This is a genomic window from Streptomyces sp. NPDC029526 (assembly GCF_040637405.1).
Taxonomy (GTDB): domain Bacteria; phylum Actinomycetota; class Actinomycetes; order Streptomycetales; family Streptomycetaceae; genus Streptomyces.
In genome coordinates this window covers 797,745-823,580 of record NZ_JBEZWE010000002.1, presented here as the reverse complement: position 1 = coordinate 823,580, position 25,836 = coordinate 797,745, and the positions used below count along the sequence as shown (strand labels likewise).

Annotated in this window: 23 protein-coding genes and 1 riboswitch; of the genes, 11 read left to right on the top strand and 12 right to left on the bottom strand. The window is 72.5% G+C overall.

What is annotated here, in order from left to right; all coding sequences use genetic code 11:
- Positions 1-382 precede the first annotated feature (382 nt).
- Positions 383-1,846, bottom strand: coding sequence for a PAS domain-containing sensor histidine kinase (locus tag AB0F01_RS09160; RefSeq protein WP_362092552.1), 1,464 nt, complete (start codon positions 1,844-1,846; stop codon positions 383-385).
- 695 nt (positions 1,847-2,541) lie between these two features.
- Between AB0F01_RS09160 and nagB the strand changes: the two genes are divergently transcribed.
- The 7 genes from nagB to AB0F01_RS09125 all read left to right on the top strand — a co-directional run bounded on the left by nagB (position 2,542) and on the right by AB0F01_RS09125 (position 10,837).
- On the top strand, positions 2,542-3,327 hold the full coding sequence (gene nagB, locus AB0F01_RS09155; RefSeq protein WP_362091580.1) for a glucosamine-6-phosphate deaminase: 786 nt from the start codon (positions 2,542-2,544) through the stop codon (positions 3,325-3,327).
- 293 nt (positions 3,328-3,620) lie between these two features.
- Positions 3,621-4,385: a GntR family transcriptional regulator gene (locus AB0F01_RS09150; RefSeq protein ID WP_362091577.1), complete on the top strand. Its 765-nt coding sequence runs from the start codon at positions 3,621-3,623 to the stop codon at positions 4,383-4,385.
- Between the two features lie 205 nt (positions 4,386-4,590).
- Positions 4,591-4,881, top strand: a complete 291-nt coding sequence (locus AB0F01_RS09145) for a DUF3311 domain-containing protein (protein WP_362091575.1) — start codon at positions 4,591-4,593, stop codon at positions 4,879-4,881.
- Entirely contained in the window at positions 4,878-6,506 is a 1,629-nt protein-coding gene (mctP, locus tag AB0F01_RS09140) for a monocarboxylate uptake permease MctP (protein ID WP_362091573.1), read from the top strand. The genes AB0F01_RS09145 and mctP overlap by 4 nt, the downstream gene beginning before the upstream one ends.
- A gap of 82 nt (positions 6,507-6,588) precedes the next feature.
- Complete coding sequence (locus tag AB0F01_RS09135) at positions 6,589-7,110, top strand: GNAT family N-acetyltransferase (protein WP_362091570.1); 522 nt, start codon at positions 6,589-6,591, stop codon at positions 7,108-7,110.
- Between the two features lie 92 nt (positions 7,111-7,202).
- Positions 7,203-7,297, top strand: a riboswitch (cobalamin riboswitch).
- A 145-nt stretch (positions 7,298-7,442) separates the two neighbouring features.
- On the top strand, positions 7,443-9,818 hold the full coding sequence (locus AB0F01_RS09130; protein ID WP_362091567.1) for a ribonucleoside-diphosphate reductase subunit alpha: 2,376 nt from the start codon (positions 7,443-7,445) through the stop codon (positions 9,816-9,818).
- On the top strand, positions 9,818-10,837 hold the full coding sequence (locus tag AB0F01_RS09125) for a ribonucleotide-diphosphate reductase subunit beta (protein ID WP_362091565.1): 1,020 nt from the start codon (positions 9,818-9,820) through the stop codon (positions 10,835-10,837). Before AB0F01_RS09130 ends, AB0F01_RS09125 begins: the two co-directional genes overlap by 1 nt.
- A 160-nt stretch (positions 10,838-10,997) precedes the next feature.
- On the opposite strand, the gene AB0F01_RS09120 is transcribed toward AB0F01_RS09125, so the two are convergent.
- Positions 10,998-11,234 carry a hypothetical protein gene (locus AB0F01_RS09120; protein WP_362091562.1) on the bottom strand — a complete coding sequence of 79 codons (237 nt, stop codon included), beginning with the start codon at positions 11,232-11,234 and terminating at the stop codon, positions 10,998-11,000.
- A 93-nt stretch (positions 11,235-11,327) separates the two neighbouring features.
- Here AB0F01_RS09120 and AB0F01_RS09115 point away from each other — a divergent pair, with 93 nt between their 5' ends.
- On the top strand, positions 11,328-12,290 hold the full coding sequence (locus AB0F01_RS09115; protein ID WP_362091559.1) for a helix-turn-helix domain-containing protein: 963 nt from the start codon (positions 11,328-11,330) through the stop codon (positions 12,288-12,290).
- 19 nt (positions 12,291-12,309) lie between these two features.
- Here AB0F01_RS09115 and AB0F01_RS09110 read toward each other — a convergent pair whose 3' ends face one another.
- The 10 genes from AB0F01_RS09110 to AB0F01_RS09065 form a co-directional block, all read right to left on the bottom strand.
- Complete coding sequence (locus tag AB0F01_RS09110) at positions 12,310-13,680, bottom strand: cytochrome P450 (RefSeq protein ID WP_362091556.1); 1,371 nt, start codon at positions 13,678-13,680, stop codon at positions 12,310-12,312.
- Positions 13,677-14,762 carry an epi-isozizaene synthase gene (gene cyc1 / locus AB0F01_RS09105; protein WP_362091554.1) on the bottom strand — a complete coding sequence of 362 codons (1,086 nt, stop codon included), beginning with the start codon at positions 14,760-14,762 and terminating at the stop codon, positions 13,677-13,679. Before cyc1 ends, AB0F01_RS09110 begins: the two co-directional genes overlap by 4 nt.
- A 299-nt stretch (positions 14,763-15,061) precedes the next feature.
- Complete coding sequence (def, locus tag AB0F01_RS09100; RefSeq protein WP_362091551.1) at positions 15,062-15,712, bottom strand: peptide deformylase; 651 nt, start codon at positions 15,710-15,712, stop codon at positions 15,062-15,064.
- Positions 15,713-15,830: 118 nt separating this feature from the next.
- Positions 15,831-16,811 (bottom strand): hypothetical protein, encoded by a 981-nt coding sequence (locus AB0F01_RS09095; protein ID WP_362091548.1) that lies wholly within the window; start codon positions 16,809-16,811, stop codon positions 15,831-15,833.
- Between the two features lie 157 nt (positions 16,812-16,968).
- A complete protein-coding gene (locus AB0F01_RS09090; protein ID WP_362092550.1) occupies positions 16,969-18,204 on the bottom strand; it encodes an HD domain-containing protein in 1,236 nt (411 codons plus the stop codon).
- 50 nt (positions 18,205-18,254) lie between these two features.
- Complete coding sequence (locus AB0F01_RS09085; protein WP_362091545.1) at positions 18,255-19,604, bottom strand: HD-GYP domain-containing protein; 1,350 nt, start codon at positions 19,602-19,604, stop codon at positions 18,255-18,257.
- A gap of 178 nt (positions 19,605-19,782) precedes the next feature.
- Positions 19,783-20,097, bottom strand: coding sequence for a mycothiol system anti-sigma-R factor (rsrA, locus tag AB0F01_RS09080; RefSeq protein ID WP_362091543.1), 315 nt, complete (start codon positions 20,095-20,097; stop codon positions 19,783-19,785).
- A complete protein-coding gene (sigR, locus tag AB0F01_RS09075) occupies positions 20,094-20,777 on the bottom strand; it encodes an RNA polymerase sigma factor SigR (RefSeq protein WP_362091540.1) in 684 nt (227 codons plus the stop codon). The genes rsrA and sigR overlap by 4 nt, the downstream gene beginning before the upstream one ends.
- Before the next feature lie 259 nt (positions 20,778-21,036).
- Positions 21,037-21,624: an alpha/beta family hydrolase gene (locus AB0F01_RS09070; RefSeq protein WP_362092547.1), complete on the bottom strand. Its 588-nt coding sequence runs from the start codon at positions 21,622-21,624 to the stop codon at positions 21,037-21,039.
- Between the two features lie 94 nt (positions 21,625-21,718).
- Positions 21,719-22,534, bottom strand: coding sequence for an SOS response-associated peptidase (locus tag AB0F01_RS09065; RefSeq protein WP_362091537.1), 816 nt, complete (start codon positions 22,532-22,534; stop codon positions 21,719-21,721).
- A gap of 51 nt (positions 22,535-22,585) precedes the next feature.
- Here AB0F01_RS09065 and AB0F01_RS09060 point away from each other — a divergent pair, with 51 nt between their 5' ends.
- The 3 genes from AB0F01_RS09060 (at position 22,586) to rsgA (ending at position 25,786) form a co-directional block, all read left to right on the top strand.
- Entirely contained in the window at positions 22,586-23,335 is a 750-nt protein-coding gene (locus AB0F01_RS09060) for a M50 family metallopeptidase (RefSeq protein WP_362091534.1), read from the top strand.
- A gap of 110 nt (positions 23,336-23,445) precedes the next feature.
- Complete coding sequence (gene aroA, locus AB0F01_RS09055; protein ID WP_362091531.1) at positions 23,446-24,762, top strand: 3-phosphoshikimate 1-carboxyvinyltransferase; 1,317 nt, start codon at positions 23,446-23,448, stop codon at positions 24,760-24,762.
- 13 nt (positions 24,763-24,775) lie between these two features.
- Entirely contained in the window at positions 24,776-25,786 is a 1,011-nt protein-coding gene (rsgA, locus tag AB0F01_RS09050; RefSeq protein ID WP_362091528.1) for a ribosome small subunit-dependent GTPase A, read from the top strand.
- Positions 25,787-25,836: the final 50 nt, after the last annotated feature.

Here is a 25,836-nt window from a genome sequence, read left to right as displayed (position 1 = left end):
GACCGTACCCCGGTCCGAGGCTTTTTGCTGTGCTCCCGGGGACGGATCCCGCCCTCTCCGTCGTGCCGACGCTCCTCATGCCATCGCCACGACACAACAGAGCGTGACGACCCGACCCCGGCCCACGACGAGAGGGCGAGGCCGACCCCGGCCCACGACGGGAGGGCGAGCCCGGCCCCGGTCGCGGGGCAGGCGGGGCAGGCGGGGCAGGCGGGGCGGACGCTCCCAGTGAAGAGGTGTGGGCGGCGGACGCCGGCGGGGCGGACAGGGCGAACGGCCGGGACGACCGGGCGGACACGGCGAACGGCCCAGGCTGCGAGGCAGCAGGCAGCAGGCAGCAGGCAGCAGGCAGCAGGCAGGGCGAACGGCCCCGCCCCCGGGGTCACTTGTCCGCGCGCACCGGGATGTCGAGGATCACCCGGGTCCCCCGCTCCGGCGCCGGGACCATGTCGAAGGTGCCGCCCAACTCGCCCTCCACCAGGGTCCGTACGATCTGCAGCCCCAGATTGCCGGCGGTGTGCGGATCGAAGTCCTCGGGCAGGCCGACCCCGTCGTCCTGGACCGTGACCAGCAGGCGCGACTCCTTGGTGGTGCCGCCGCGCACCGCGGACACCTCCACCGTCCCGGTCTCCCCCTCCCGGAAGCCGTGCTCGAGGGCGTTCTGCAGGACCTCGGTGAGCACCATCGACAGCGGGGTGGCGACCTCGGCGTCGAGTATCCCGAACCGGCCGGAGCGCCGGCCGGCCACCTTGCCCGGGGAGATCTCGGCGACCATCGCCAGCACCCGGTCGGCGATCTCGTCGAACTCCACCCGCTCGTCCAGGTTCTGGGACAGCGTCTCGTGCACGATGGCGATCGAACCGACCCGGCGGACCGCCTCCTCCAGGGCCGCCCGCCCGCGCTCGGAACCGATCCGGCGGGCCTGGAGCCGCAGCAGCGCGGCCACCGTCTGGAGGTTGTTCTTCACCCGGTGGTGGATCTCCCGGATGGTGGCGTCCTTGGTGATCAGTTCCCGTTCACGGCGGCGAAGTTCGGTGACGTCGCGGAGCAGCACCAGGGAACCGATGCGGGTGCCCTTGGGCTTGAGCGGGATGGCCCGGAACTGGATGACCCCGTTCGCCTCGATCTCGAACTCGCGGGGCGCCCAGCCGCTGGCCACCTTGGACAGCGCCTCGTCCACCGGTTCGCGGGAGGGGGCCAGCTCGGCGGTGGTGTGTCCGAGGTGGTGGCCGACGAGGTCGGCGGCCAGGCCCAGCCGGTGGTAGGCGGAGAGGGCGTTCGGGGAGGCGTACTGGACGATGCCGTCGGCGTCGAGCCGGATCAGCCCGTCGCCCACCCGGGGGGAGGCGTCCATGTCGACCTGCTGGTTCGCGAACGGGAAGGCACCGGCCGCGATCATCTGGGCGAGGTCGGAGGCGCTCTGGAGATAGGTGAGCTCCAGCCGGCTCGGGGTGCGCACGGTCAGCAGGTTGGTGTTGCGGGCGATGACCCCGAGCACCCGGCCCTCGCGCCGCACCGGGATCGACTCCACGCGCACCGGGACCTCCTCGCGCCACTCCGGGTCGCCCTCGCGCACGATCCGTCCCTCGTCGAGGGCCGCGTCGAGCATGGGGCGGCGCCCCCGGGGCACGAGGTGGCCGACCATGTCGTCCTGGTAGGAGGTGGGCCCGGTGTTGGGCCGCATCTGCGCCACCGAGACGTAGCGGGTGCCGTCGCGCGTGGGGACCCACAGGACCAGGTCCGCGAAGGAGAGGTCGGAGAGCAGCTGCCACTCCGACACCAGCAGGTGGAGCCACTCGAGGTCGGTGTCGTCGAGGTCGGTGTGCTGGCGTACGAGTTCGTTCATGGAGGGCACCCGGCGAGCGTACCCGGGGGCGCGGGAGGGCCCCGGAAACACCCGCGGGCCGCGGCGCCTGGGAGGGACCCTCAACCCTCCCGGCACCGCAGCCCGGAGCACTGCCGGCCGGCGGGGTGTGCGGTCCCGGTCGGCCGTGGGAGGAGCCGGGGCAGTCAGGGCAGAGAGCTCCGGATCCTCGATCCGCCCTCCTGTGCGGGGAGGGCGAGTCCGTGTGGTGTTCTGCATCGTCCCGGCGGTCGGGCGTTCTGACAAGAGATCGTCCGCCAGGCGATCGCTGTGATCGATCATCCCATTGTGGACTAGACCACTCGCCATGTCCATGCGCGGGAGACTGTTTGTTCGATCGCCGTGTCCGGTCGTCGCGACGGCCGCGCACCACCCGCGGGCGTCCACCGTGCAGCCTAACCCGTACCGCCCCGCCGCCGGACCGGCCGGCCGGTGGGAGTCCGTGGCATGGCGGGTCCGCGGGGACGCCGGGCGTGCAGTGCGCCTCGCACGCCCGGGGCGCGGGACGCGGGAAGAGCCGGGACGCGACGCGGGAGCGGCGGGTTTCCGGCCCCTGGACCGGTTCGCGCGGGAGGAGGTCACGTCGTACCCTGGTAAGTTCCAATTGGTCTAAACCACCAGGGATCCCCGGCGGTCCCGTCCCAGTCGAGTCCTTCTCTCAGATCGGCAGGCCCAGCGTGGAAGTTGTCATCGTTCCGGACGCCAAGGCCGGCGGCGAACTCATCGCCGACGCCATGGCACAGCTCCTTCGGCGCAAGCCGGACGCCCTGCTCGGCGTGGCCACCGGTTCGACGCCGTTGCCCGTCTACCAGGCGCTCGCGGCCCAGGTGCGCTCCGGCGCGGTGGACACCTCCCGGGCCCGCGTCGCCCAGCTGGACGAGTACGTGGGGCTGCCCGCCGACCACCCGGAGTCCTACCGCTCGGTGCTGCGGCGCGAGGTCCTGGAGCCGCTCGGCATCGACCCCGCCTCGTTCATGGGGCCCGACGGCACCGCCGAGGACGTGCAGGCCGCGTGCGACGCCTACGACCGGCAGCTGGGCGAGGCCGGCGGCGTCGACCTGCAGCTGCTCGGGATCGGGACGGACGGGCACATCGGCTTCAACGAGCCCTGCTCCTCGCTCGTCTCGCGCACCCGGATCAAGACGCTGACCGAGCAGACCCGCAAGGACAACGCGCGCTTCTTCGACGGGGACGTCGAGCAGGTGCCCCACCACGTCATCACCCAGGGCATCGGCACCATCCTGGAAGCCCGCCACCTGGTCCTGCTCGCCACCGGCGCGGGCAAGGCGGACGCGGTCGCGGCGACCGTGGAGGGCCCGGTCGCGGCGGTCTGCCCGGCCTCCGCGCTGCAGATGCACCCGCACGCCACGGTGGTCGTCGACGAGGCGGCGGCGGCCAGGCTGGAGCACGCCGACTACTTCCGGCACACCTTCGCCCACAAGCCGGACTGGCAGGGCATCTGATCCGGCCCCGAGCCACCGTCCCGGCCCGGGCGGGCGTCACCGCGCTCCCCGGGCCGGGCACCGGTTCCCCACCCCGGTGGCACCGGGCCACGCGCCGGTGGTTCCGAGCCACCGGCCGGTGGTACCGCTCCCCCGGCGCTGCCGTGGTGGCCTGGACCAGCATCCGGTCCCGGCGGTATACAGAGGGGATCACGGACCGTGCGGGCACATCCCCGCCCCGAGCCGTGCCACGATGTGAGCCGCGGCCGATGGGATGTCGGTCGCTTCGGCACCGGTAGCCGGGAAGGCAGAGCATGAGCACCGACGTCAGCAGTGCGGAGAACGAGGGTGGGACTGCGGTCCGTACGGCGCGGGTGCCCAAGTACTACCGGCTGAAGAAGCATCTGCTCGACATGACCGAGACGGCGCCGCCCGGCACCGCGGTCCCGCCCGAGCGCACCCTGGCCGCGGAGTTCGACACCTCGCGCACCACCGTGCGCCAGGCGCTCCAGGAGCTGGTGGTCGAGGGCCGTCTGGAGCGCATCCAGGGCAAGGGCACCTTCGTCGCCAAGCCCAAGGTCTCGCAGGCGCTGCAGCTCACCTCCTACACGGAGGACATGCGCGCGCAGGGCCTGGAGCCGACCTCGCAGCTGCTGGACATCGGCTACATCACGGCCGACGACCGGCTCGCGGGCCTGCTGGACATCGCGCCCGGCGGGCGGGTGCTGCGCATCGAGCGGCTGCGCATGGCCAACGGTGAGCCGATGGCCATCGAGACCACCCACCTGTCCGCCAAGCGCTTCCCCGCGCTGCGCCGCAGCCTGGCCAAGTACACGTCCCTCTACACCGCCCTGGCGGAGGTGTACGACGTCCACCTCGCGGAGGCCGAGGAGACCATCGAGACCTCGCTCGCCACGCCGCGCGAGGCCGGTCTGCTCGGCACCGACGTGGGCCTGCCGATGCTGATGCTCTCGCGGCACTCGCGGGACCGGGACGGGCAGCCGGTGGAGTGGGTGCGGTCGGTGTACCGGGGCGACCGGTACAAGTTCGTCGCCCGCCTCAAGCGCCCCCAGGAGTGAACCCCGCCGGGTCCGGCGGTCCCTCGTCGGGGTCACGGACAGACCCGTCAGAACCGGGTGGTTGACAGGATTTCCGTTGCTGTTGCCTTGCGGTTGGGCGGCGTTGGGATACCGCTGTCCGCGACGGGGGTTACGGCTCCGTTATCTCCGCCCCTAGATTCCTGCGCACCGACGCCGGAGATCAGTGAGGGGACGGAACAGCCCGATGTCGAAAGCCCCGGAAGAACCATCCGCAGTCCCGGAAGCACCCCCCGCGGAGCCCGTGGTGACGCCCGCACGCGTCGTCATCGCCCTCTGCCTCAGCGCACCGTTCGTGGCGATGCTGTGGGTCGGCTCGTACGCCAGGACCGAGCCCGTCCTCATCGGCATCCCGTTCTTCTACTGGTACCAGATGCTGTGGGTCCTGCTGTCCACGGCGCTGACGATGGTCGCGTACCAGCTGTGGAAGCGTGACCAGCGCGCCCGCCGCGCCCGGAAGGGCGGTGCCGGTCGGTGAACGACGGCGTGAACGGCGTGGCACTCGCCGTCTTCCTCTTCTTCTTCGTCCTGGTCACGGCCATGGGCTTCCTGGCCGCCCGCTGGCGCAAGGCCGAGAACGAACACAGCCTCGACGAATGGGGCCTGGGCGGCCGGTCGTTCGGGACCTGGGTGACCTGGTTCCTGCTCGGCGGGGACCTGTACACCGCGTACACCTTCGTGGCCGTACCGGCGGCGATCTACGCGGCGGGCGCGGCCGGCTTCTTCGCGGTGCCGTACACGATCCTGGTGTACCCGCTGATCTTCACCTTCCTGCCCCGCCTCTGGTCGGTGTCGCACAAGCACGGCTACGTGACGACCTCGGACTTCGTGCGCGGCCGGTTCGGCTCCAAGGGGCTGTCGCTGGCGGTCGCCCTGACCGGCATCCTGGCGACCATGCCGTACATCGCGCTCCAACTGGTCGGCATCCAGGCCGTGCTGGACGTGATGGGCATCGGCGGCGGCGAGCACACCAACTGGTTCGTCAAGGACCTGCCGCTGCTGATCGCGTTCGGCGTCCTGGCGGCGTACACGTACTCGTCCGGCCTGCGGGCGCCCGCGCTGATCGCGTTCGTGAAGGACACGCTGATCTACCTCGTCATCGCGGTGGCGATCATCTACATCCCGATCAAGCTGGGCGGCTTCGACGAGATCTTCGCCAAGGCGGGCGCGGCCTTCGACGAGACCAACCCGGCGACGGGGGCCCCGCGCGGGGCGCTGGTGCCCGGGGACGCGGGCCAGTGGACGTACGCGACGCTGGCGCTGGGGTCGGCGCTCGCGCTGTTCATGTACCCGCATTCGATCACCGCGACGCTGTCCTCGCGCAGCCGCGAGGTGATCCGCCGCAACACCACGATCCTGCCGCTGTACTCGCTCATGCTGGGCATGCTGGCGCTGCTGGGCTTCATGGCGATCGCGGCGGGCGTGTCCGTGCAGAACGGCCAGCTGGCGATCCCGCAGCTGTTCGAGGACATGTTCCCGGCCTGGTTCGCGGGCGTGGCCTTCGCGGCCATCGGCATCGGCGCGCTGGTACCGGCGGCGATCATGTCGATCGCGGCGGCGAACCTGTTCACCCGCAACATCTACAAGGACTTCATCCGGCCGGACGCGACCCCCGCGCAGGAGACCAAGGTCTCCAAGATCGTGTCGCTGCTGGTGAAGGTGGGTGCGCTGGCCTTCGTGCTGACCATGGACAAGACGGTGGCGATCAACTTCCAGCTGCTGGGCGGCATCTGGATCCTGCAGACCTTCCCGGCGCTGGTGGGCGGCCTGTTCACCCGCTGGTTCCACCGCTGGGCGCTGCTCGGCGGCTGGGCGGTCGGCATGGTCTACGGCACGGTGGCCGCGTACGGGGTGGCGTCGCCGACGCAGAAGCACTTCGGAGGTTCGGCGAAGGAGATCCCGGGCATCGGCGAGATCGGCTACATCGGCCTCACCGCGTTCGTGATCAACGTGGTGGTGACGGTGGTGCTGACGTTCGTCCTGCGGGCGTTCAAGGCGCCCGAGGGGATCGACGAGACGCGGCCGCAGGACTACACGGCGGACGCGGGCGACCCGGGCGTGCAGGTGGAGCTCCCGCCGGCGACGGCGGGCAGCGCGCACTGACGCCCCCGAGGGGCGAGGGGCGGCGGGCCGACGGCGGAAAACCGGCGGCCCGCCGCCCCGTGCCGGGGGCAGACTCGTCCCCATGGACATCACCATCCGCCCCGCCCTGCCCGCCGAGTACGCGACGCTCGGCGCGCTCACCGCCCGCGCCTATCTCGACGACGGGCTCCTCGACTTCGGGGAGAGCGACGCGTACCTGGGCGAACTGAGGGACGTCGCGAAGCGGGCCGCGGCGGCCGAGGTGCTGGTCGCCGTGGAGGGCGATCCGCCGTCCGGCGGCCGGCTGCTGGGCGGGGTGACGTTCGTGCCGTACGGCGGGCCGATGGCGGACCTGGCCGGGGCCGGCGAGGCGGAGATCAGGATGCTGGCGGTCGACCGGGCCGCCCGGGGGCGGGGCGCCGGGGAGGCCCTGGTGCGGGCGTGCGTGGACCGGGCGCGGGCCCTGGAGGGCTGCGTGCGGGTCGTGCTGTCGAGCCAGAGCAGCATGCGGGCGGCGCACCGGATCTACGAGCGACTGGGCTTCGTCCGCGCCCCGCACCGGGACTGGAACCCGCTCCCGCACGTGGACGACATCATGCTGCTGTCCTACGAGCTGACGCTCTGACACGGGCGCTCCGGCACCTGGCGCGCCACAAGATATGGGGCTGTCCGCAACGCCCGGCACAAGATGTATGCTCATGCTCGCTGTCGCCGCAGGGGAATCCGGTGCGAATCCGGAACTGTCCCGCAACGGTGTACTTGTGCGTGTTCGCGTCCCCACGCGTTCCCGCACGGGCTTCAGTCCGAGGACCTGCCGACAGTGCGCCCGGCCGTCCGGCCCGGGTGCTCCGACGTCCGGGCCTCGCGGAATGGGCCGGTGGACGCACGACGCCGTGCGCGTCCCGTGCTGCCCCCTGCCCTCGACGAGGCCCCGTGCCGAGCGAGGGAGAGCCCCACGTGACCATCGCGCCAGCGGATCCGGTCTCAGCCAGCGACGTACCCCCGGAGGGCGACGGCCCGGGTGCCGCGCTGCTGCGGACCCTGACCGGTCTGACCGCCGACCTCCCGGACGCCGACCCCGGCCGGGTGGCCGCCGCCGCCCTGCGCGGCCGGTCCGCCCGGGCGGACGAGGCGGAACTGCGGGAGCTGGCCACCGAGGCCGCCGCCGGGCTCATCTCCGAGGACCCCGCCTACTCCCGCCTCGCCGCCCGGCTGCTGACCCTCGCCATCCGCGAGGAGGCCGCCTCGCAGGGCGTCACCTCGTTCTCCTCCTCCGTCGCGACCGGGCACCGCGAGGGGCTGGTCGCCGACCGGACGGCCGGCTTCGTCCGGCGGCACGCCGAGCGGCTGGACGCGCTGGTCGACACCGGCGCGGACGACCGCTTCGGGTACTTCGGCCTGCGCACCCTGCACAGCCGCTACCTGCTGCGGCACCCGATCACCCGCAAGGTCGTCGAGACCCCGCAGCACTTCCTGCTGCGCGTCGCCTCCGGGCTCGCCGAGGACGACAGCGCCCGCTCGGTGGACGACGTGGGCGCGCTGTACGGGCTGATGAGCCGCCTGGACTACCTGCCCTCCTCCCCCACCCTGTTCAACTCCGGTACGCGGCACCCGCAGATGTCGTCCTGCTACCTGCTGGACTCCCCGCGGGACGAGCTGGACTCGATCTACGACCGCTACCACCAGGTGGCCCGCCTCTCCAAGCACGCGGGCGGCATCGGCCTGGCCTACTCCCGCATCCGCGCCCGGGGTTCGCTGATCCGCGGCACCAACGGGCACTCCAACGGCATCGTGCCGTTCCTGAAGACGCTGGACGCCTCGGTCGCCGCCGTCAACCAGGGCGGGCGGCGCAAGGGCGCGGCGGCGGTCTACCTGGAGACCTGGCACGCGGACATCGAGGAGTTCCTGGAGCTGCGCGACAACACCGGTGAGGACGCCCGCCGGACGCACAACCTGAACCTGGCGCACTGGGTGCCGGACGAGTTCATGCGCCGGGTGGACGCCGACGCCCCGTGGTCGCTGTTCTCCCCGGTGGACGTGCCGGAGCTGGTGGACCTGTGGGGCGAGGAGTTCGACGCCGCCTACCGCGCCGCCGAGGCGAAGGGCCTGGCCCGCCGGACGCTGCCCGCCCGGGAGCTGTACGGCCGGATGATGCGCACCCTGGCGCAGACCGGCAACGGCTGGATGACCTTCAAGGACGCCGCCAACCGCACCGCCAACCAGACGGTCACGCCCGGACACGTCGTCCACTCCTCCAACCTGTGCACGGAGATCCTGGAGGTCACCGACGACGGGGAGACGGCGGTCTGCAACCTGGGGTCGGTCAACCTGGGCGCGTTCGTCGACCCGGAGGCGGGCGACCTGGACTGGGAGCGGCTGGACGCGACCGTGCGCACGGCCGTCACGTTCCTGGACCGGGTGGTGGACATCAACTTCTACCCGACCGAGCAGGCGGAGCGCTCCAACGCCCGCTGGCGCCCGGTGGGACTGGGGGCCATGGGCCTCCAGGACGTGTTCTTCCGGCTCCGGCTGCCCTTCGACTCCCTCGAGGCGCGGGCGCTCTCCACGCGGATCGCCGAGCGGATCATGCTGGCCGCCTACGAGACGTCCGCGGACCTCGCGGAGCGCAACGGCCCGCTGCCGGCCTGGGAGCACACCCGGACCGCCCGCGGCGTGCTGCACCCCGACCACTACGCGACCGACCTGGCCTGGCCCGAGCGGTGGGCGGCGCTGCGCGAGCGGATCGCGCGGACCGGGATGCGCAACGCGCTGCTGCTGGCGATCGCGCCGACGGCCACCATCGCCTCGATCGCGGGCGTCTACGAGTGCATCGAGCCGCAGGTGTCCAACCTGTTCAAGCGCGAGACGCTGTCGGGCGAGTTCCTCCAGGTCAACTCCTACCTGGTGGACGACCTGAAGCGGCTCGGCGTGTGGGACGCGCGCACGCGGGAGGCGCTGCGCGAGGCGGGCGGCTCGGTGCAGGGCTTCGCCTGGATCCCGGAGGAGGTGCGCCGGCTCTACCGCACGGCGTGGGAGATCCCGCAGCGCGCGCTGATCGACATGGCCGCCGCCCGCACCCCGTTCCTGGACCAGTCGCAGTCGCTGAACCTGTTCCTGGAGACGCCGACCATCGGGAAGCTGTCCTCGATGTACGCGTACGCCTGGAAGCAGGGGCTGAAGACCACGTACTACCTGCGGTCGCGTCCGGCGACCCGCATCGCCCGCGCCGCCCGGGCCCAGACCCCGGCGGCCGTGCCCGTCCCGCAGGCGGCGCCCGACGACGCCGTCGCCTGCTCCCTGGAAAACCCCGAGTCCTGCGAGGCCTGCCAGTGATGACCAGCCCCACCCGTACCCAGAACCTGCTCGACCCGGGCTTCGAACTGACCCTGCGCCCCATGCGCTACCCCGACTTCTACGAGCGCTACCGGGACGCCATCAAGAACACCTGGCACGTGGAGGAGGTCGACCTCCACTCCGACGTGGCCGACCTGGCGAAGCTCAGCCCGTCCGAGCAGCACCTCATCGGACGGCTGGTGGCGTTCTTCGCCACCGGTGACTCGATCGTCGCGAACAACCTGGTGCTGACGCTCTACAAGCACATCAACTCCCCCGAGGCCCGGCTGTACCTGTCCCGGCAGCTGTTCGAGGAGGCGGTGCACGTCCAGTTCTATCTGACCCTCCTGGACACGTACCTGCCCGACCCGGACGACCGGGCGGCGGCCTTCGCCGCGGTGGAGAACATCCCGTCCATCCGGGAGAAGGCCGAGTTCTGCTTCCGGTGGATGGACTCGGTGGAGAAGCTGGAGCGGCTGGAGACCCGCGCGGACCGCCGGCGGTTCCTGCTGAACCTGATCTGCTTCGCAGCCTGCATCGAGGGCCTGTTCTTCTACGGCGCCTTCGCCTACGTGTACTGGTTCCGCAGCCGCGGCCTGCTGCACGGTCTGGCGACCGGGACCAACTGGGTGTTCCGCGACGAGACGATGCACATGTCCTTCGCCTTCGACGTGGTGGACACCGTCCGCAAGGAGGAGCCCGACCTGTTCGACGAGGAGCTGGGGCAGCAGGTCACCGACATGCTCCGCGAGGCGGTGGAGGCGGAGCTGCAGTTCGCGCGGGACCTGTGCGGGGACGGGCTGCCGGGGATGAACACCGAGTCGATGCGGCAGTACCTGGAGTGCGTCGCCGACCAGCGGCTGACCCGGCTGGGCTTCGCGCCGGTGTACGGCTCGGAGAACCCGTTCTCGTTCATGGAGCTGCAGGGCGTCCAGGAGCTGACCAACTTCTTCGAGCGGCGGCCGTCCGCCTACCAGGTCGCGGTGGAGGGCACGGTCGACCTGGACGAGGACTTCTAGTCCCCCGGCCGGCACCGGTGTCGTCCGGTCCGCGCCGGGCCGGGCGGCCGGGCCGGCAGGTCCGGCGAGTCCGGCGCGGACCGGACGACGGGTTCCCGGGGCCCGCCGGGCCGTACCCGGCGGGCCGTACGGCCCCGCTCAGGCGGGGTGCCGCCGCGGGTCACGCCGCTCGCGTGGTGTGGTGCGGGGAGGTGCTCCGCGCCGGGGCGGACCGGTCCGCCGGCACGGACCGCAGTGCGGGGGTGCGGCGGGGCAGGGGTGCGGTCTCGGCCTGCCGGATCTGGCGGTCGATCCGCCGGTCGCGCACGATGCCGAACACGGCGGGCAGGATCATCAGCGCGAACAGTCCGAGTACGAAGAGCATTCCGATCAGTGCTTGCGTCTGTGTCGTATCCATAGACATCAGTCTCGCCGGTTACGGTCCTTACCAACAGTGGCAGGGCTGCCGCACACCCTCGATTTACTGCCACTCGCGGGGCAGACTGGTGCCATGCTCCGGAATGTGGCCGTCGTCCTCCTCGACGGCGTGAACCCCTTCGAACTCGGCGTGGTCTGCGAGGTCTTCGGCACCGACCGCACCGACGAGGGCCTGCCCGCCTACGACTTCGCGGTCGCCTCCGCCGAAGGCCCGGTGCTGCGCACCGAAGCGGGCTTCGCGATCCGGGTCGACCACGGCCTGGAACGCCTGGAGAGCGCCGACCTCATCGCGGTCCCCGCGGGACGCGGTTTCGACGCCCGGTCCTTCCCGCCCGCACTGCTCGACGCGCTGCGCCGCGGGGTGGAACGCGGCGCCCGGGTGGCCAGCGTCTGCTCGGGGGTGTTCGTCCTCGCCGCGGCAGGACTGCTCGACGGACGCCGCGCCACGGTGCACTGGCGGCACGCCGACGAGCTGAAGCGGCAGTACCCGCACCTGACGGTGGAACCGGACGTGCTCTACGTCGACGAGGGTCCGGTGATCACCTCCGCCGGGACGGCCGCCGGGATCGACGCCTGCCTGCACCTGGTGCGCAAGGAGCACGGCTCGGAGGTCGCCAACCGGATCGCCCGGCGCATGGTGGTGCCGCCGCACCGCGACGGCGGCCAGGCCCAGTACATCGAGCGCCCCGTGCCGCCCGCCGGCGGTGACACCGTCTCGGACGTGCTGGTGTGGCTGCAGGAACACCTCGACGAGGAGGTCACCGTCGAGCAGCTGGCGGCCCGCGCGCTGATGTCGCCGCGGACCTTCGCCCGCCGGTTCCAGCAGGAGACCGGCACCACGCCCTACCGCTGGGTCCTGGGCCAGCGGGTGCTGCTCGCGCAGCGACTGCTGGAGAGGACCGACGACACGGTGGACGCGATCGCCGGGCGCACCGGCTTCGGCACCGCCGCCGCGCTGCGCCACCACTTCGTGCGGGCCGTGGGCACCACGCCGCACGCCTACCGGCGGACGTTCCGCGGCCCCGAGGCCGCCTGAACGCCCGCCGGACGGTGCCTCAGCGCTCGACCGGCCGCAGCAGCAGGCGGTTCGGGCGCAGCGTGATCCCGACCCGGGTGGCGGGGTCGGACGCCTCCGTCTGCTCGAAGCGGAACCGGGTGGCCACCGCCGCCGTGATCAGCGTCAGCATGGCCATGGAGAAGTGGTCGCTCGGGCATTTGCGGTTGCCCAGGCTGAAGGGTCGCATGGCGTATTTCGGAACGTCCTTCGAACGTTCGGGCAGCCAGCGGTCGGGGTCGAACTCCAGGTGACGCTCGTACGATTTCGGATCGCGCTGGATCGCGTACGGACTGTAGATGATGTCGGCCCCGGCCGGAATGTGATAGCCGCCGAGTTCGGTGTCGGTGACCGCGCGCCGGGTCAGAATCCAGACGGCCGGGCGCAAACGCATCGCCTCGACGACGACATTGGCCGTGTACGTGAGCCCGCGTACGTCCGCGAATGCGACCGGTCGCCCCTCGGTGACGGAGAGCACTTCGTCGCGCACCTTGTCCCCGTGCTCCGGGTGGTCGGCGAGCAACTCCAGCAGCCACATGATCGTCGAGGCGATCGTTTCACTGCCGGGGGTGAGTATCGCGACGACTTGGTCGTGGATCTCCTGTTCCCCGATGGGGTCGCCATTGTCGTCCTTCGCCTCCAGCAATGCCGTCAGCAAATCGTCCGGCTTTTGACCGGATGCACGGCGTTCGGCGACGATCTCGTCGACCAGGAGATGCAGATCGGCCAGCGCCCGGTTGAATTCGCGGTTGGCCGGCAGCGGCAGCCGGTAGAGCGGGCCGAGCGGGACGACCATCCGCCGGTACATGCCGCGGAAGACGGTCGCCAGGGCGATGCACAGCCGTTCCGCCCGCTCGTCCATGAACCGGCCGCGCAGCAGGCAGCGGGCCGCGACGCGCACGGCGACGCGGAAGGACTCGGAGGTGGCGTCGATCGTGGCGCCCGACGCCCACCGTTCGGCCAGCGCGTGCGCCTCCTCCTCCATGATCGGCCCGTAGGCGGGGATGGCGTCCAGCTTGAAGGCGGGCTGGATGGTGCGCCGCTGGCGGCGGTGGAGCGGACCGTTGGCGGTGGCCACGCCCTCCTTGCCGAGCAGGCCCTCCAGGGACTCCCAGAGCGGCCCGGAGATGATGTAGTCGGGGCTGAGGGCGAGCGCTCCGGTGAGCGCGGGCGTGGTGACGGCGTAGACGGTCTTGGGCCCCAGTTTGAGGCGCACGACGTCACCGTGGTCGCGCAGTTGGGCCATGAAGGCCAGGGGATCCCGGACCATTTTCCAGCCGTGGCCGAGTCCCGGGATGCCGCCGCCCGCCACGGGGGGCACCCGCAGACCGGCCGGGGTCGTTGTTTCGGGTTTCACCGACTCGACGGTCATTTCTCACCTGCCGCTTCGTTGTTGACGTACGGGGGCGTCGACCGGTCGTCCCAGCTGTCGACGCGGTACCGGCCGGACTCGTGGTGGAACCAGTAGACGGAACTGAACCAGTTCCGCATGTTTCCCAGGCAGGCGCGCACGGCGGCGCTCATTTCCTTTCCGCCCACGGTGCCGTCGTCGAGACCGTCGGCGAACCGTAATGCCGCTTCCTCCGCCCGCAGGAATCCGTCGATGCATTCCAGGATGCGGCGCCTGAGATCGGCTATCGCTTCTTCGAGCGTCATTCCCCGGTGCGTGACGAGGCTGATGCCGAGATTGTGCACCTCATTCCCTGCGAGTTCCTTGGGGAGGGAACAGAGGTCGTTGTACCAGGCGGCGAATTCCTGACTGAGCAGCGCCGCCTTCCGGTAGGCCGGGTTCTTCCGTACGGAATCCGGGAGTTCGAGGCCCGCACTGGGTTCCAGGAGATCGGTCCAGATCCAGTGCGCGAAGGTGAGGCGGCGCAGTTCCAGGTACTCCTCGACACCCGGGACGACGCCTTTCCTCCGGTTCTCGAATTCGCGGTCGTAGGCCTCGATGACGGTGTGGAAGTGCCGGGTGAACCGGGCGTTCCACGACGCGGGCAGGAAGGAGAACAGCCTCCCCACGCTGTCCGCGAGCCCCGCCACCAGGGGATCGTGGTGCCCCAGGTGGTCCCCGGGGCGGTCGAGGGCGGTGTGCAGCCGCTCCTTGAGCCGGCGCCAGGCGTCGGGGCGGTCGTGGACGATGTCGCGGTCGTGCCGGTCGTCCCAGACGAAGAACCACGCGCTGTAGTCCGCTATCGCCTGCATGACCTCGTCGGGGGCGCCGAGGTAGTAGCCGGCCATGAGGTCCGTGTAGCACAGACCGTCGGCATATTCCGCCACCTTGTCCGGGGGCATGAGCCGCTTTTCGAGCAGCCACGCCCGGGTGTTCTCCTGGAGCTTCGGCCAATACGGGTGGAGTTGCCGGGGAAACGACGCCTCGATCACCGGGAGGGAGAGCGCCGGTGGAACCGCTACGGTCGTCGGTGTCGATGTGGTGCCGTGTGACAAAGCATGCACGAACAATCCCCTCTCAGCCGCCGGTTGCGTACGCCCGTCCTCCGCCGGGTGTGCGCCGGTGCATATCCCCGTTCCTCTATTCAGCACCACAACTGACCGTTCTGGGAACGGATTTGCCTCATTCACCACCCCAGGGTGCCGAGAACCTCCTCTTGCGTGTCTTGATCTGGTTCAGGAGGGACCGCTGGGGAGCGAACGGGTGCCGGGGACGAGAACGGCGCCCGGTCCCGGAGTGAACCGGGTCCGGGCGCCGTGCGCGCGGGGCAGGAGGGGTCGCGGACCGGTCGGGCCCGCGCGGGTCAGTCGTTGGCGACCACGGGGTAACGGGGCTCGTTCTCGGCCATCTGCCGCAGCGCGTCCTTGCGTTCCCGCTTGGACAGCCGGTCGATGTAGAGGTAGCCGTAGAGGTGGTCGGTCTCGTGCTGCAGGCAGCGCGCGAAGTAGCCCGTGCCCCGCACCCTGATCGGGTTGCCGTACTCGTCCTGGCCGGTCACCTCGGCGTAGTCGGGGCGGGCCAGCGGCGCGTAGGCGGTGGGCACCGACAGGCAGCCCTCGTTGCTGTCGTCCAGCCGCCGCCGCTCGGCGGGGAGTTCGACCAGCTTCGGGTTGCAGACCACACCGACGTGGCGGGTGCCCTCGTCGTCCGGGCAGTCGTAGACGAAGACCTTCAGGTCGACGCCGATCTGGTTGGCGGCCAGGCCCACGCCCTCGGCGGTGCGCTGGCTGGCGAACATGTCGTCGACCAGCTGCCGCAGGGCGTCGTCGAACTCCGTGACGTCCCGGCACTCCTTGTGCAGCACCGGGTTGCCGACCACGGTGATCGGACGCGAGGTGCCGCGCTCGCGGTGGGCGGCCTCGCGCTCCTCGCAGTCCTCCGTGTCGATGACGAACCCCTCGTCGTCCACGGGGAGCACGCCCGCGTGCTGCTGATCGGTGTCCTGCTGAGCCATGACCGACGTGTGCCTTCCTGGAAAAACCGGGCTGGGATGCTGCTACAGGGTACGGGGAGCGCGCCTGCCGGGGGCGCGGGGAACCCCCGGGTCCGCCCCACCGGGGGCGGGCGTGCGCTCAGCAGACCTCTTCGAGGTCCCGCCAGTCACGGGAGTCCGGGCTGTCCGCGACCCACCCGTCCAGCAGCCCGCGCACCAGGGCCGCCGGCGCGGCCACGCCGCACTCCCGCTCGGGCACCCACAACTGCCCGTCGGTGCGGTGCCCCAGGGGGCCGGGGTGTCCCGGCTCGCTGTGGTCGTGCGGGTCCAGGTGCTCGCCCTCGCCCTCGTCGGAGGGCATCCGGGACTCGGAACACATCCGGCACAGCAGCCGCACCGACGAGGACCAGTCCTCGGCGGCGAACCCGGCGTCCGCGGCCAGCGCCTCCAGGGCGTCCCGGTCGGCCTCCGTCTCGGCCTCCAGCAGCACCACCCAGGTCGGCACCGGCGAGGGCGCCCACAACTCGATCTCGTCGAACACCGGGTAGGTGTGCCCGGCGGCCGTGCTGCGCTCGCCGTGCGGCACGCCGTCGTGCAGGACGACCTCGCCCCAGCGGCGGCCGGAGGACGGCAGCGGGATGGACAGCACCTCGATGCGGGCCGGGTCGAGCCTGCGCCCCCACACCACCTCGGCCTCCCCTTCCGGGGACAGCCGCACCGCGGCGCTGCCGAGGTCCATGCCGAGCGGCTCGCCGGAGTCGGTGGGCGAGCCGGGCATCCTCAGCCCGTAGGCCTGCCAGGCACGGCGGGCCAGCGGCCAGTCCTGCAGGGCGGTGGCGGCGATACCGACGTTCCACCAGTCGGGAGCCCCGGTGTCCCGGTCGAGCAGGGCCACGGCCCGCAGCCCGGCGGCCCGCGCCTGCTCCCAGTCGTGCCGGAACTTGTGCAGCAGCGCGAGGTTGAACCAGGACTCCGACAGCCAGGGTTCCAGGTCGGCGGCACGGGTCAGCAGTGCGCCGGCGTCCTCGTACCGGCCGTCGCCGATGAGGGTGAACGCCCGGTCCGTGGCCTGCCGCCAGGAGGCGGAGGGCCGGTTCCGTCCCTTGCCGAAGATCCTCACGATTCCCGCCTGCCAGTTCCGTGCGGTGGGCCGGCTGTGCCTTTCCGCGCCCCCTGACCCTCTCCTCTTCGCATCCAACCACGTACGGCCGGAAGGGCGCTCATTACCCATGGGTTACCCAGCCTCGTACCGGGTCAGACAGTCCCGTCCGTGGCCCTCACCACGCTCCGTCCCCGTGTTCACGCCCCACCTCCGTGTTCCGCGCCAGCACCCGGGCCAGGGCGGCGACGACCTCCGGTGCGTACTCTCCCGCGGCACCGAACCTCAGCTCCTCCAGTGCCGTCAGCGGCCCGCCGGGGCCTCCTGCCCGGGACTTCTCCTCGTACGCGTTCACCACCCGGACGATTCGCGCGGCGAGCGGCTGTTCCGGGTGCGGGTCGCACTGCTGTTCCACGATCCGGGCGACCTGGGGGTCCACCCCGGTCCGGCGCACGACGGCACCGCCGAGCAGGGCGATCCGGCGCTGCTCGGTGACCGGCAGCGCGGAGGTCGCGCCGGCCGGGACCGGGTCGACGAGGCTCAGCTGGCCGATGTCGTGCATCAGCGCCGCGTACTCCAGCAGGGTCAGTTCGGGTGCGGTCAGGCCGAGGTCCCGGCCCACCGCGCGGCTGAGCGCGGCCACCCGGCGGGCGTGCCCCGCCGGGGTGCAGCCCGCGATCTCGGTGGCCCGGGCCAGGGAGGCGATGGTCTGCCGGTAGGTGGCCCGGACGGCGGCGTAGCGCCGGTGCGACAGCTGGGCGAGCAGCAGGGGGACCGAGAAGACGGGCAGCGCCCACAGGCCCACCACGGCGACCGCGAGCGCCATCACCGCGCCCGTCGCGATCACGGCGGCCTCGATGCCGGGGACGGCCCGCAGCTCGTCCCGCAGCAGCGGCCAGAAGGGCCACCCGGTCCGGGACCGGGCCAGCGCCGCCGCCAGCACGGCGTCGCCGAGCGTGGCCAGACAGGGCAGCGCGAGCAGCACCAGCGCCTGGGCGGGCCCCTGCCAGTCGTCGAACGCGCCCCGGCCGTACAGGGGCTGGAAGCACACCGCGACGAAGCCGACCGCGAGCACCCGGCGAGCCAGCCGGTCGGCGCCGGGCCCGTGCCCCCGGGCGACGTTCGGCACGCTGCCCAGCAGGGAGGCGGCGAGCACCACGGTGACGACCTGGGCGGCGTCGTGCCCGCCGGGCCGCCCGCCGGCGTCGCCGAGCAGCGCGTAGGCCATGGACCCGGCGGCGGCGAGCGGCGCGGACTGCCGGATCCGGGGCGCGCCCCGGCGGGTGAGCTCGCCGACGGCGATGAGCACCGTGAAGGAGAGGAGGGCGTCCCGGTCCTCGACGCCGTGCCAGAGGACGGAGCCGAAGCAGCCCGCGGCCAGGAGTCCGGCGCACAGGTGCACGAAGGGGGGCAGGAGGGGACGGCGGGTGACGGGCGTGCCCGTGCGGGCCGCGGGCGGCGCCGTCACCGCGGCGCCCCGGTCCGGCCGGTGACCGGGGCGGCGGGCGCGGGCACGGTGGGGGCGCCGTGGTCGTCGGCGGTCACCGCGGGGTGCCAGCCGTCCCGGCCGATCACCCGGACGAGGGCGGCCACCATGCGCGGGTCGAAGTGGGAGCCCGCGCACCGCTCGAGTTCCGCCAGGGCCACGGGCACGGGCCGGGCCCTGCTGTAGGAGCGGGTGGAGGTCATCGCGTCGAAGGCGTCGGCGACCGCGACCACCCGGGCGGACTCCGGGATCTGAGTGGCCGTCAGGCCGTAGGGGTAGCCGGTGCCGTCCATCCGCTCGTGGTGGTGCAGCACCGCCTCCCGGGCCTCCCCGAGGAAGGAGATGCCGCGCACCATCTCGTGGCCGTACTCGGGGTGCAGCTCGATCACCCGGCGTTCCTCGGGGGTGAGCGGCCCGTCCTTGGTGAGCAGCCGGGTGGGGACACCCAGTTTGCCGACGTCGTGCAGGATGCCGGCGAAGCGCAGCACCTCGACCCGCTCGTCGTCCATGCCGAGTTCCCGCGCGATCATCATGGAGGCGTGGCCGACGCGTTCGCTGTGCCCGCGCGTGTAGCCGTCCTTGATGTCGACGGCCTGGACCAGGGCGCGGATGGTCGCCTGGTGGGCCGCGCGTTCCCGGTGGTACTGGGCGAACGCCCACCACGAGACACCCATCGGCAGGAGCACCAGGAGGGCGGCCACGGGCCCGTAGGGGCTGCGCCAGAGCAGGGCCATCATCAGTCCGGCCAGCCCGTGCACGGTGACGGGCACCAGCAGCGGCCAGCACAGCCGCCACCATGTGGCGGGCCCCCGGGGCCCTCCCGGGTGCCCGGGGGGACCGCCCGCCGTCAGCGCCCGCAGGCCGCCGTCCAGCAGGGTGAGCACGAGACAGAAGGCGAGGACGGCGGCGCCCGCCGCGCCCAGGGCCCGGGGGACGTCGCAGCCGGCGACCGCGGTCGGCCCGCCGGCTGCGTGGTGGCCCAGGCCCGCGGCCAGGACGGCGAGCACCAGTTGGGCGGCCCGCCAGATCCGCCGGAGCGGGTCCGGTGGCCGGGGTACGGGCATGAGCAGGGCGCCGGGCAGCGCGACCAGGGCCGCGGCGCTCGGCGTCAGGAGGAAGGCCCCGGCGAGCAGCACGGGGTAGCAGGTGCCGCCCGGGCTGGGGGCGCCGAGGCAGCGCGAGCGGGCGAGGTGTTCACAGCCGGCGTAGAGCGCGGCGAGCAGGGCGACCGCCGGCCAGGCGGCCCCGGGGCCCGGCAGGAGGCAGAGCACGGCGAGCAGGGCCACCGCCACGACGTACGCGCGGGCCCGTGCCGGTAACGCTTCCATGAGCCCCTCCCCCACCGTGCCGCCGCACCCGGCCCGCCGCCGTCGGCCTTCGGAGCCTAGGGCGGCGAGAGGTGCCCCCGCGGGCCGATAACCCGCGGATTAGCACGTACGGGTGACGACGCCACCCCTTACGGGGTGCGGTGCCGTCAGGAGGGGGACGACAGCGGACTGCGGCGGATCAGGACTCCTGGGGCCTGACCGGGGAGGAGGCGGTGACGTCCTGGTCGGGCACGGCCTGTCCGGAACGGATCAGCTCGATCCGCCCCATGACCTTGGACCGCAGGTCGCCCGGCACCTCGTCGTGCCCGCAGCACCGTTTGACCAGCTTCTTGACGGCCTGCTCCAGCCCGTACTTCTCCAGGCAGGGCGAGCACTCCTCGAAGTGGTGCTCGAACTTCACGCAGTCCGCGTCCGGCATCTCACGGTCGAGGAACTCGTAGAGATGATCGAGGATTTCGCTGCAATCCGTCTCGTGCGGCTCTCCGCAGCTCATGACCCCGAGCCTTTCGCTTCGTTCGACTTTCCGGCGCCGGCCGGGACCAACCCCCGCTCGCGGGCGTAGTCCTCGAGCATGCCGCGCAGCTGGCGGCGGCCACGGTGCAGGCGGGACATCACCGTACCGATGGGGGTGCCCATGATGTCGGCGATCTCCTTGTAGGCAAAGCCCTCGACGTCCGCGAGGTAGACCGCGATGCGGAACTCCTCGGGGATCGCCTGCAGCGCCTCCTTCACGTCCGAGTCCGGCAGGTGGTCCAGCGCCTGCGACTCGGCGGAGCGCAGCCCCGTGGACATGTGCGACTCGGCGCGCGCGAGCTGCCAGTCCTCGATCTCCTCGGCACCGCTGCGCTGCGGCTCGCGCTGCTTCTTGCGGTACGAGTTGATGAAGGTGTTGGTGAGGATCCGGTACAGCCACGCCTTGAGATTGGTGCCTTCGCGGAACTGGTGGAAGGACGCGTACGCCTTGGCGTACGTCTCCTGGACCAGGTCCTCCGCGTCCGCGGGGTTGCGCGTCATGCGCAGCGCGGCGGAGTACATCTGGTCGAGGAACTCGAGCGCGTCCCGCTCGAAGCGCGCGCTGCGCTCCGCGGTCGTCTCAACGCCCGTACCACCCCGGCCCTCGGGCTGCTCCTGGCCGTGTTCGGTCCCTGCGTCGGTACCGGGAACCGGACCCACCTCCTCGAGTGTCGTCGTGGGACCGGGACCGGTCCCACCCGAATCGGAGGATAGACGACGATCCGGTCCGCCCGCCGCCCGAATCGGGGCGGTCCGCGCCGCGGGCAGCACCGTCCAGTCCAGGTCGGCGCGTGCACTGCGGTTCGGGCAGAGCGTGGAACCCATGCGGCGGACTTCCTCTCCTACGACGGCGATGCCGATGACCGGCACGTATGTCCGTCCCAACAGCCGCGCGGGCCCGGACATTCCCGCGGCGGGGTCACAGACCCCCGGCCCACCGCGCGACGGCGTCCGTGACGACCGCCACCGCCTCGTCCTGGGTGAGGTCCGCCCGCTTGGGGACGGCGAAGCCGTGGTCGCCGTGCGGCACCTCCACCAGCTCGTGGGGTCCTTCGGGGAACTCGGCGGGCCGGCCGAAGGGGTCGTTGCCGCCCTGCACGACGAGCGTGGGCACCCCGGCGCCGAGCAGTTCGGCGGCGCGGGACTTCTCCGGCCGCCCCGGCGGGTGCAGGGGGAAGCTCAGGGCGAGGACGGCGCGCGCGCCCAGTTCGGCGGCGGTGCGGCAGGCCACCCGGGCGCCGGCGCTCCGCCCCCCGGAGACGACCGGCAGGCCCGGCTCCGTCAGCGCGGGCCAGACGCCGCGCCAGCCGGTGTCCAGGGTCCTCGGCGCGGGGGCCACCTTCTTCCCGGCCACCCGCCAGGGCTGCTCGACGAGGGCCACGGTGATGCCGTGCGCGGGCAGGGCGGCGGCCAGCGCCCGCAGGTCCCGGGCCTCGATGCCGCCGCCGGCGCCGTGGCCGAGGGCGAGGACGAGCCGGGCGGTGCCCCGGGCGGGGTGCCAGGTGATCCGGGCGTCCCCGGCGTCGGTGGGGACGGTCCGGGCGACGGTGGCCGCGGACGGCTCCGGGGTACGGGGGGCGGGCGGGTTCTGGGGGGTCACGTCAGAAGAGTGTGCCCTCTTCCGGTGCCTCCAGCTCCTTCAGCAGCTCCGGGCCGTTGTTGCGGACGTTGCTGACGGCCGTGGGCACCGGGTAGGCGCGCATCAGGCCGGGGGGCGGCGGGGCGAGCAGCGCGCGCAGGTCCTCGACGTCGGTGCGGGCCGGGTCCAGCCAGGCGTCCCAGCGGTCCGGGGTGAGCATCAGCGGCATCCTGGGGTGGATGTCGGCCAGGGAGCGCGGGCCGTCCGCGGGCGCCACGGCGAGCGGGGCGGTCTCCGCCTCGGTGGTGATCACGGAGCAGGTCACCCACCAGGCCCGCGGGTGGTCGTCCGGCAGCGTCCGGTCCCGCCAGAACTCGTAGAGGCCGGCCATCGCGAACACCGAACCGTCGGCCGGGGTGACGAAGTAGGGCTGCTTGCGGGGACGCTTCTTCTTCCCCTCGACCTCCAGCTCCCGCTCCTGCGTGCCGGTGACCCACTCGTAGTAGCCGTCGGCGGGCAGGATGCAGCGCCGGGTGCTGAACGCGCGGCGGTAGGACGGCTTCTCGTGGACGGTCTCCGCGCGGGCGTTGATCATCCGGGCGCCGCCCTCGGGCGTCTTGGACCAGGAGGGCACCAGGCCCCACTTCAGCGTGCGGAGCTGGCGAACCGGGCGGTCGTCGTCCGCGTCCTTCAGGGCACGGTCGAGAACGGCATGGACCTCCTTGGTGGGCGCCACGTTGTAATCGGGCTCCAGGGACTCCTGAGGTTCCCACTTCTCGATCTCGAAGATGCCCGCGAGGTCCTCGGGGCCGCGACTCGCCGCATACCGTCCGCACATACGTGCAACACTGCCAGACTCCGCACGCGCAGAGGGAGCCTTCACCGACACATGGACAGCACGGTCAGCACGCTCAGCACGGTCAGCACCGCGGCAGCCTCGTTCACCTCCCTCTGGGACGAGGTGTCCGGCACCCAGCCCGACCCCGACCTGTGGGTGGTGCTCGCCACCCTGGGCGCCGCACTGGTCGTGGTGGTGCCGCACGCCCTGTGGCGGCTGTCCCGCAACGCCATCACCATCGCCCACGAGGGCGGGCACGGCCTGGTCGCCCTGCTCACCGGCCGCACGCTCACCGGGATACGCCTGCACTCGGACACCAGCGGCCTGACCGTCAGCCGCGGCAAGCCGCACGGCATCGGCATGATCCTCACCGCCGCCGCCGGGTACACCGCTCCCCCGCTCCTGGGGCTCGGCGGCGCGGCCCTGCTCGGTGCCGGGCGCATCACCCTGCTGCTGTGGCTGGCCACCGCCCTGCTGCTGGCCATGCTGGTGATGATCCGCAACGCCTACGGCGCGCTGAGCCTGCTCGTCACGGGCGGCACCTTCGTCCTGGTGTCCTGGCTGGCGGGACCGCAGGTGCAGGCGGCCTTCGCCTACGCGGTGGTGTGGTTCCTGCTGCTGGGCGGGGTACGTCCGGCCTTCGAGCTCCAGGCCAAGCGGGCCCGGGGCGGCGCGGGCGACTCGGACGCCGACCAGCTGTCGCGGCTGACCCACGTGCCGGCCGGACTGTGGTTCTTCCTCTTCCACGCGGTGTCGCTGTGCTCGCTGCTCGGTGGGGGGCGCTGGCTGCTGGGGTGGTGAGCCGCTGCGCGCGCGACGCGTGGGCGTCGCCGGCACGCGCTCCGCCGGGCGGGGACCACCCCCCGGACAGCGGCGTACCGGGATCCGGGCCTCCTTATAGGGTGGGCGGCATGGTCCCCAATCCCGCCCACACCGCCCTCTGGCCCGCCCCGCACGCGAGCGGGGCCGTCGACGCGACGGTCCACGTGCCCGGGTCCAAGTCGGTCACCAACCGCGCCCTCGTCCTCGCCGCCCTCGCCTCCGAGCCGGGCTGGCTGCGCCGTCCCCTGCGCTCCCGCGACACGCTGCTGATGGCCGAGGCGCTGCGCGCGATGGGTGTGGAGATCGAGGAGGGCGTGGGCCCCGACGGCACCGGTGAGGCGTGGCGGGTGGTCCCCACCGGCCTGCGCGGCCCGGCCACCGTCGACGTCGGCAACGCGGGCACCGTGATGCGGTTCCTGCCGCCCGTGGCCACGCTCGCCGACGGTCCCGTCCGCTTCGACGGCGACCCCCGCTCCTACGAGCGGCCCCTGACCGGTGTCATCGACGCGCTGCGACACCTCGGGGCCCGGATCGACGACGACGGCCGCGGCGCGCTCCCGCTGACCGTGCACGGCGGCGGCGCCCTCGACGGCGGCACGGTGCCGGTGGACGCCTCGTCGTCCTCCCAGTTCGTCAGCGCGCTGCTGCTGTCCGCGCCGCGCTTCAACCAGGGCGTGGAGGTGCGCCACACCGGGGCCACGCTGCCGTCGCTGCCGCACATCCGGATGACGGTCGACATGCTGCGCGCGGTCGGCGCCCAGGTGGACACCCCGGAGGCGGGCGGCGAGCCCAACGTGTGGCGGGTCACCCCGGGTGCGCTGCTCGGCCGGGACCTGACCGTCGAGCCGGACCTGTCCAACGCCCAGCCGTTCCTGGCGGCGGCGCTGGTGACCGGCGGGCGGGTCGTCGTCCCGGACTGGCCGGCGCACACCACCCAGCCCGGCGACCGGCTGCGGGAGATCTTCACGGAGATGGGCGGCTCCTGCGAGCTGACCGGACAGGGGCTGGTGTTCACCGGGTCCGGCCGCGTCCACGGCATCGACGTGGACCTGAGCGAGGTGGGCGAGCTGACGCCGGGCATCGCCGCGGTGGCCGCCCTCGCGGACTCGCCGTCCACCCTGCGCGGCGTGGCCCACCTGCGGCTGCACGAGACGGACCGGCTGGCCGCCCTCACCAAGGAGATCAACGAGCTCGGCGGCGACGTCACGGAGACCGCCGACGGCCTGCACATCCGCCCCCGGCGACTGCACGGCGGTGTCTTCCACACCTACGAGGACCACCGCATGGCCACCGCCGGTTCGGTCATCGGCCTGGCGGTCGAGGGCGTGCAGATCGAGAACGTGGCGACCACCGCGAAGACCCTGCCGGACTTCCCGGAGCTGTGGACCGGGATGCTCGGGGCGTAGGGACTCCAGGACCATGCGGCGCTACGGCAAGCACACCGACGAGGACGACATCCGCTCCCGCCCGAACCGCAAGGGCAACCGGCCGCGCACCCACATCCGGCCCAAGCACGAGGATGCCGCCGAGGGGCTGGTCCTGACCGTCGACCGGGGCCGGCTGACCTGCCTGGTCGACGGCCGGGTCGTGATGGCGATGAAGGCCCGCGAGCTGGGGCGCAAAGCGGCCGTGGTCGGTGACCGGGTGGCGATCGTCGGTGACCTGTCGGGCCGCAAGGACACCCTGGCGCGGATCGTGCGCATCGAGAAGCGCACCTCGGTGCTGCGGCGCACCGCGGACGACGACGACCCCTACGAGCGGGTCGTCGTCGCCAACGCCGACCAGCTGGCCGTCGTCACCGCCCTCGCCGACCCCGAGCCCCGGCCGCGCCTGATCGACCGCTGTCTCGTCGCGGCGTACGACGGCGGCCTGTCGCCGCTGCTGGTGCTGACCAAGTCCGACCTGGCCCCGCCCGACCAGCTGCTGGAGCTGTACGGCGACCTGGACATCCCCTACGTGGTCACCAGCCGGGCGGAACTGGAGAGCGGGGCGGCCGTGGACCGGGTCCGGGAGCAGCTGGAGGGCCGGATCACGGCGTTCGTCGGGCACTCCGGGGTCGGCAAGACCACGCTGGTCAATGCCCTGGTGCCGGAGGAGCGGCGGCGGATCACGGGTCACGTCAACGCGGTGACCGGGCGCGGCCGGCACACCACGACGTCCGCGCTGGCGCTGCCGCTGGCGGGAGCGGAGGGGTGGGTGGTCGACACCCCCGGGGTCCGGTCCTTCGGGCTGGCGCACGTCGATCCGTCCCGCGTCATCCACGCCTTCCCGGATCTGGAGCCGGGCACCGAGGGCTGCCCCCGCGCGTGCAGTCACGACGAGCCGGACTGCGCGCTGGACGCCTGGGTCGCCGAGGGGCACGCGGACCCGGCCCGGCTGTACTCGCTGCGCCGGCTGCTGGCGTCCCGGGAACGCACGGACGGCGACTGATCTTCGCGTTGTGCGACCCGCCCGCCACCCGGCACGTGCATAATCACACC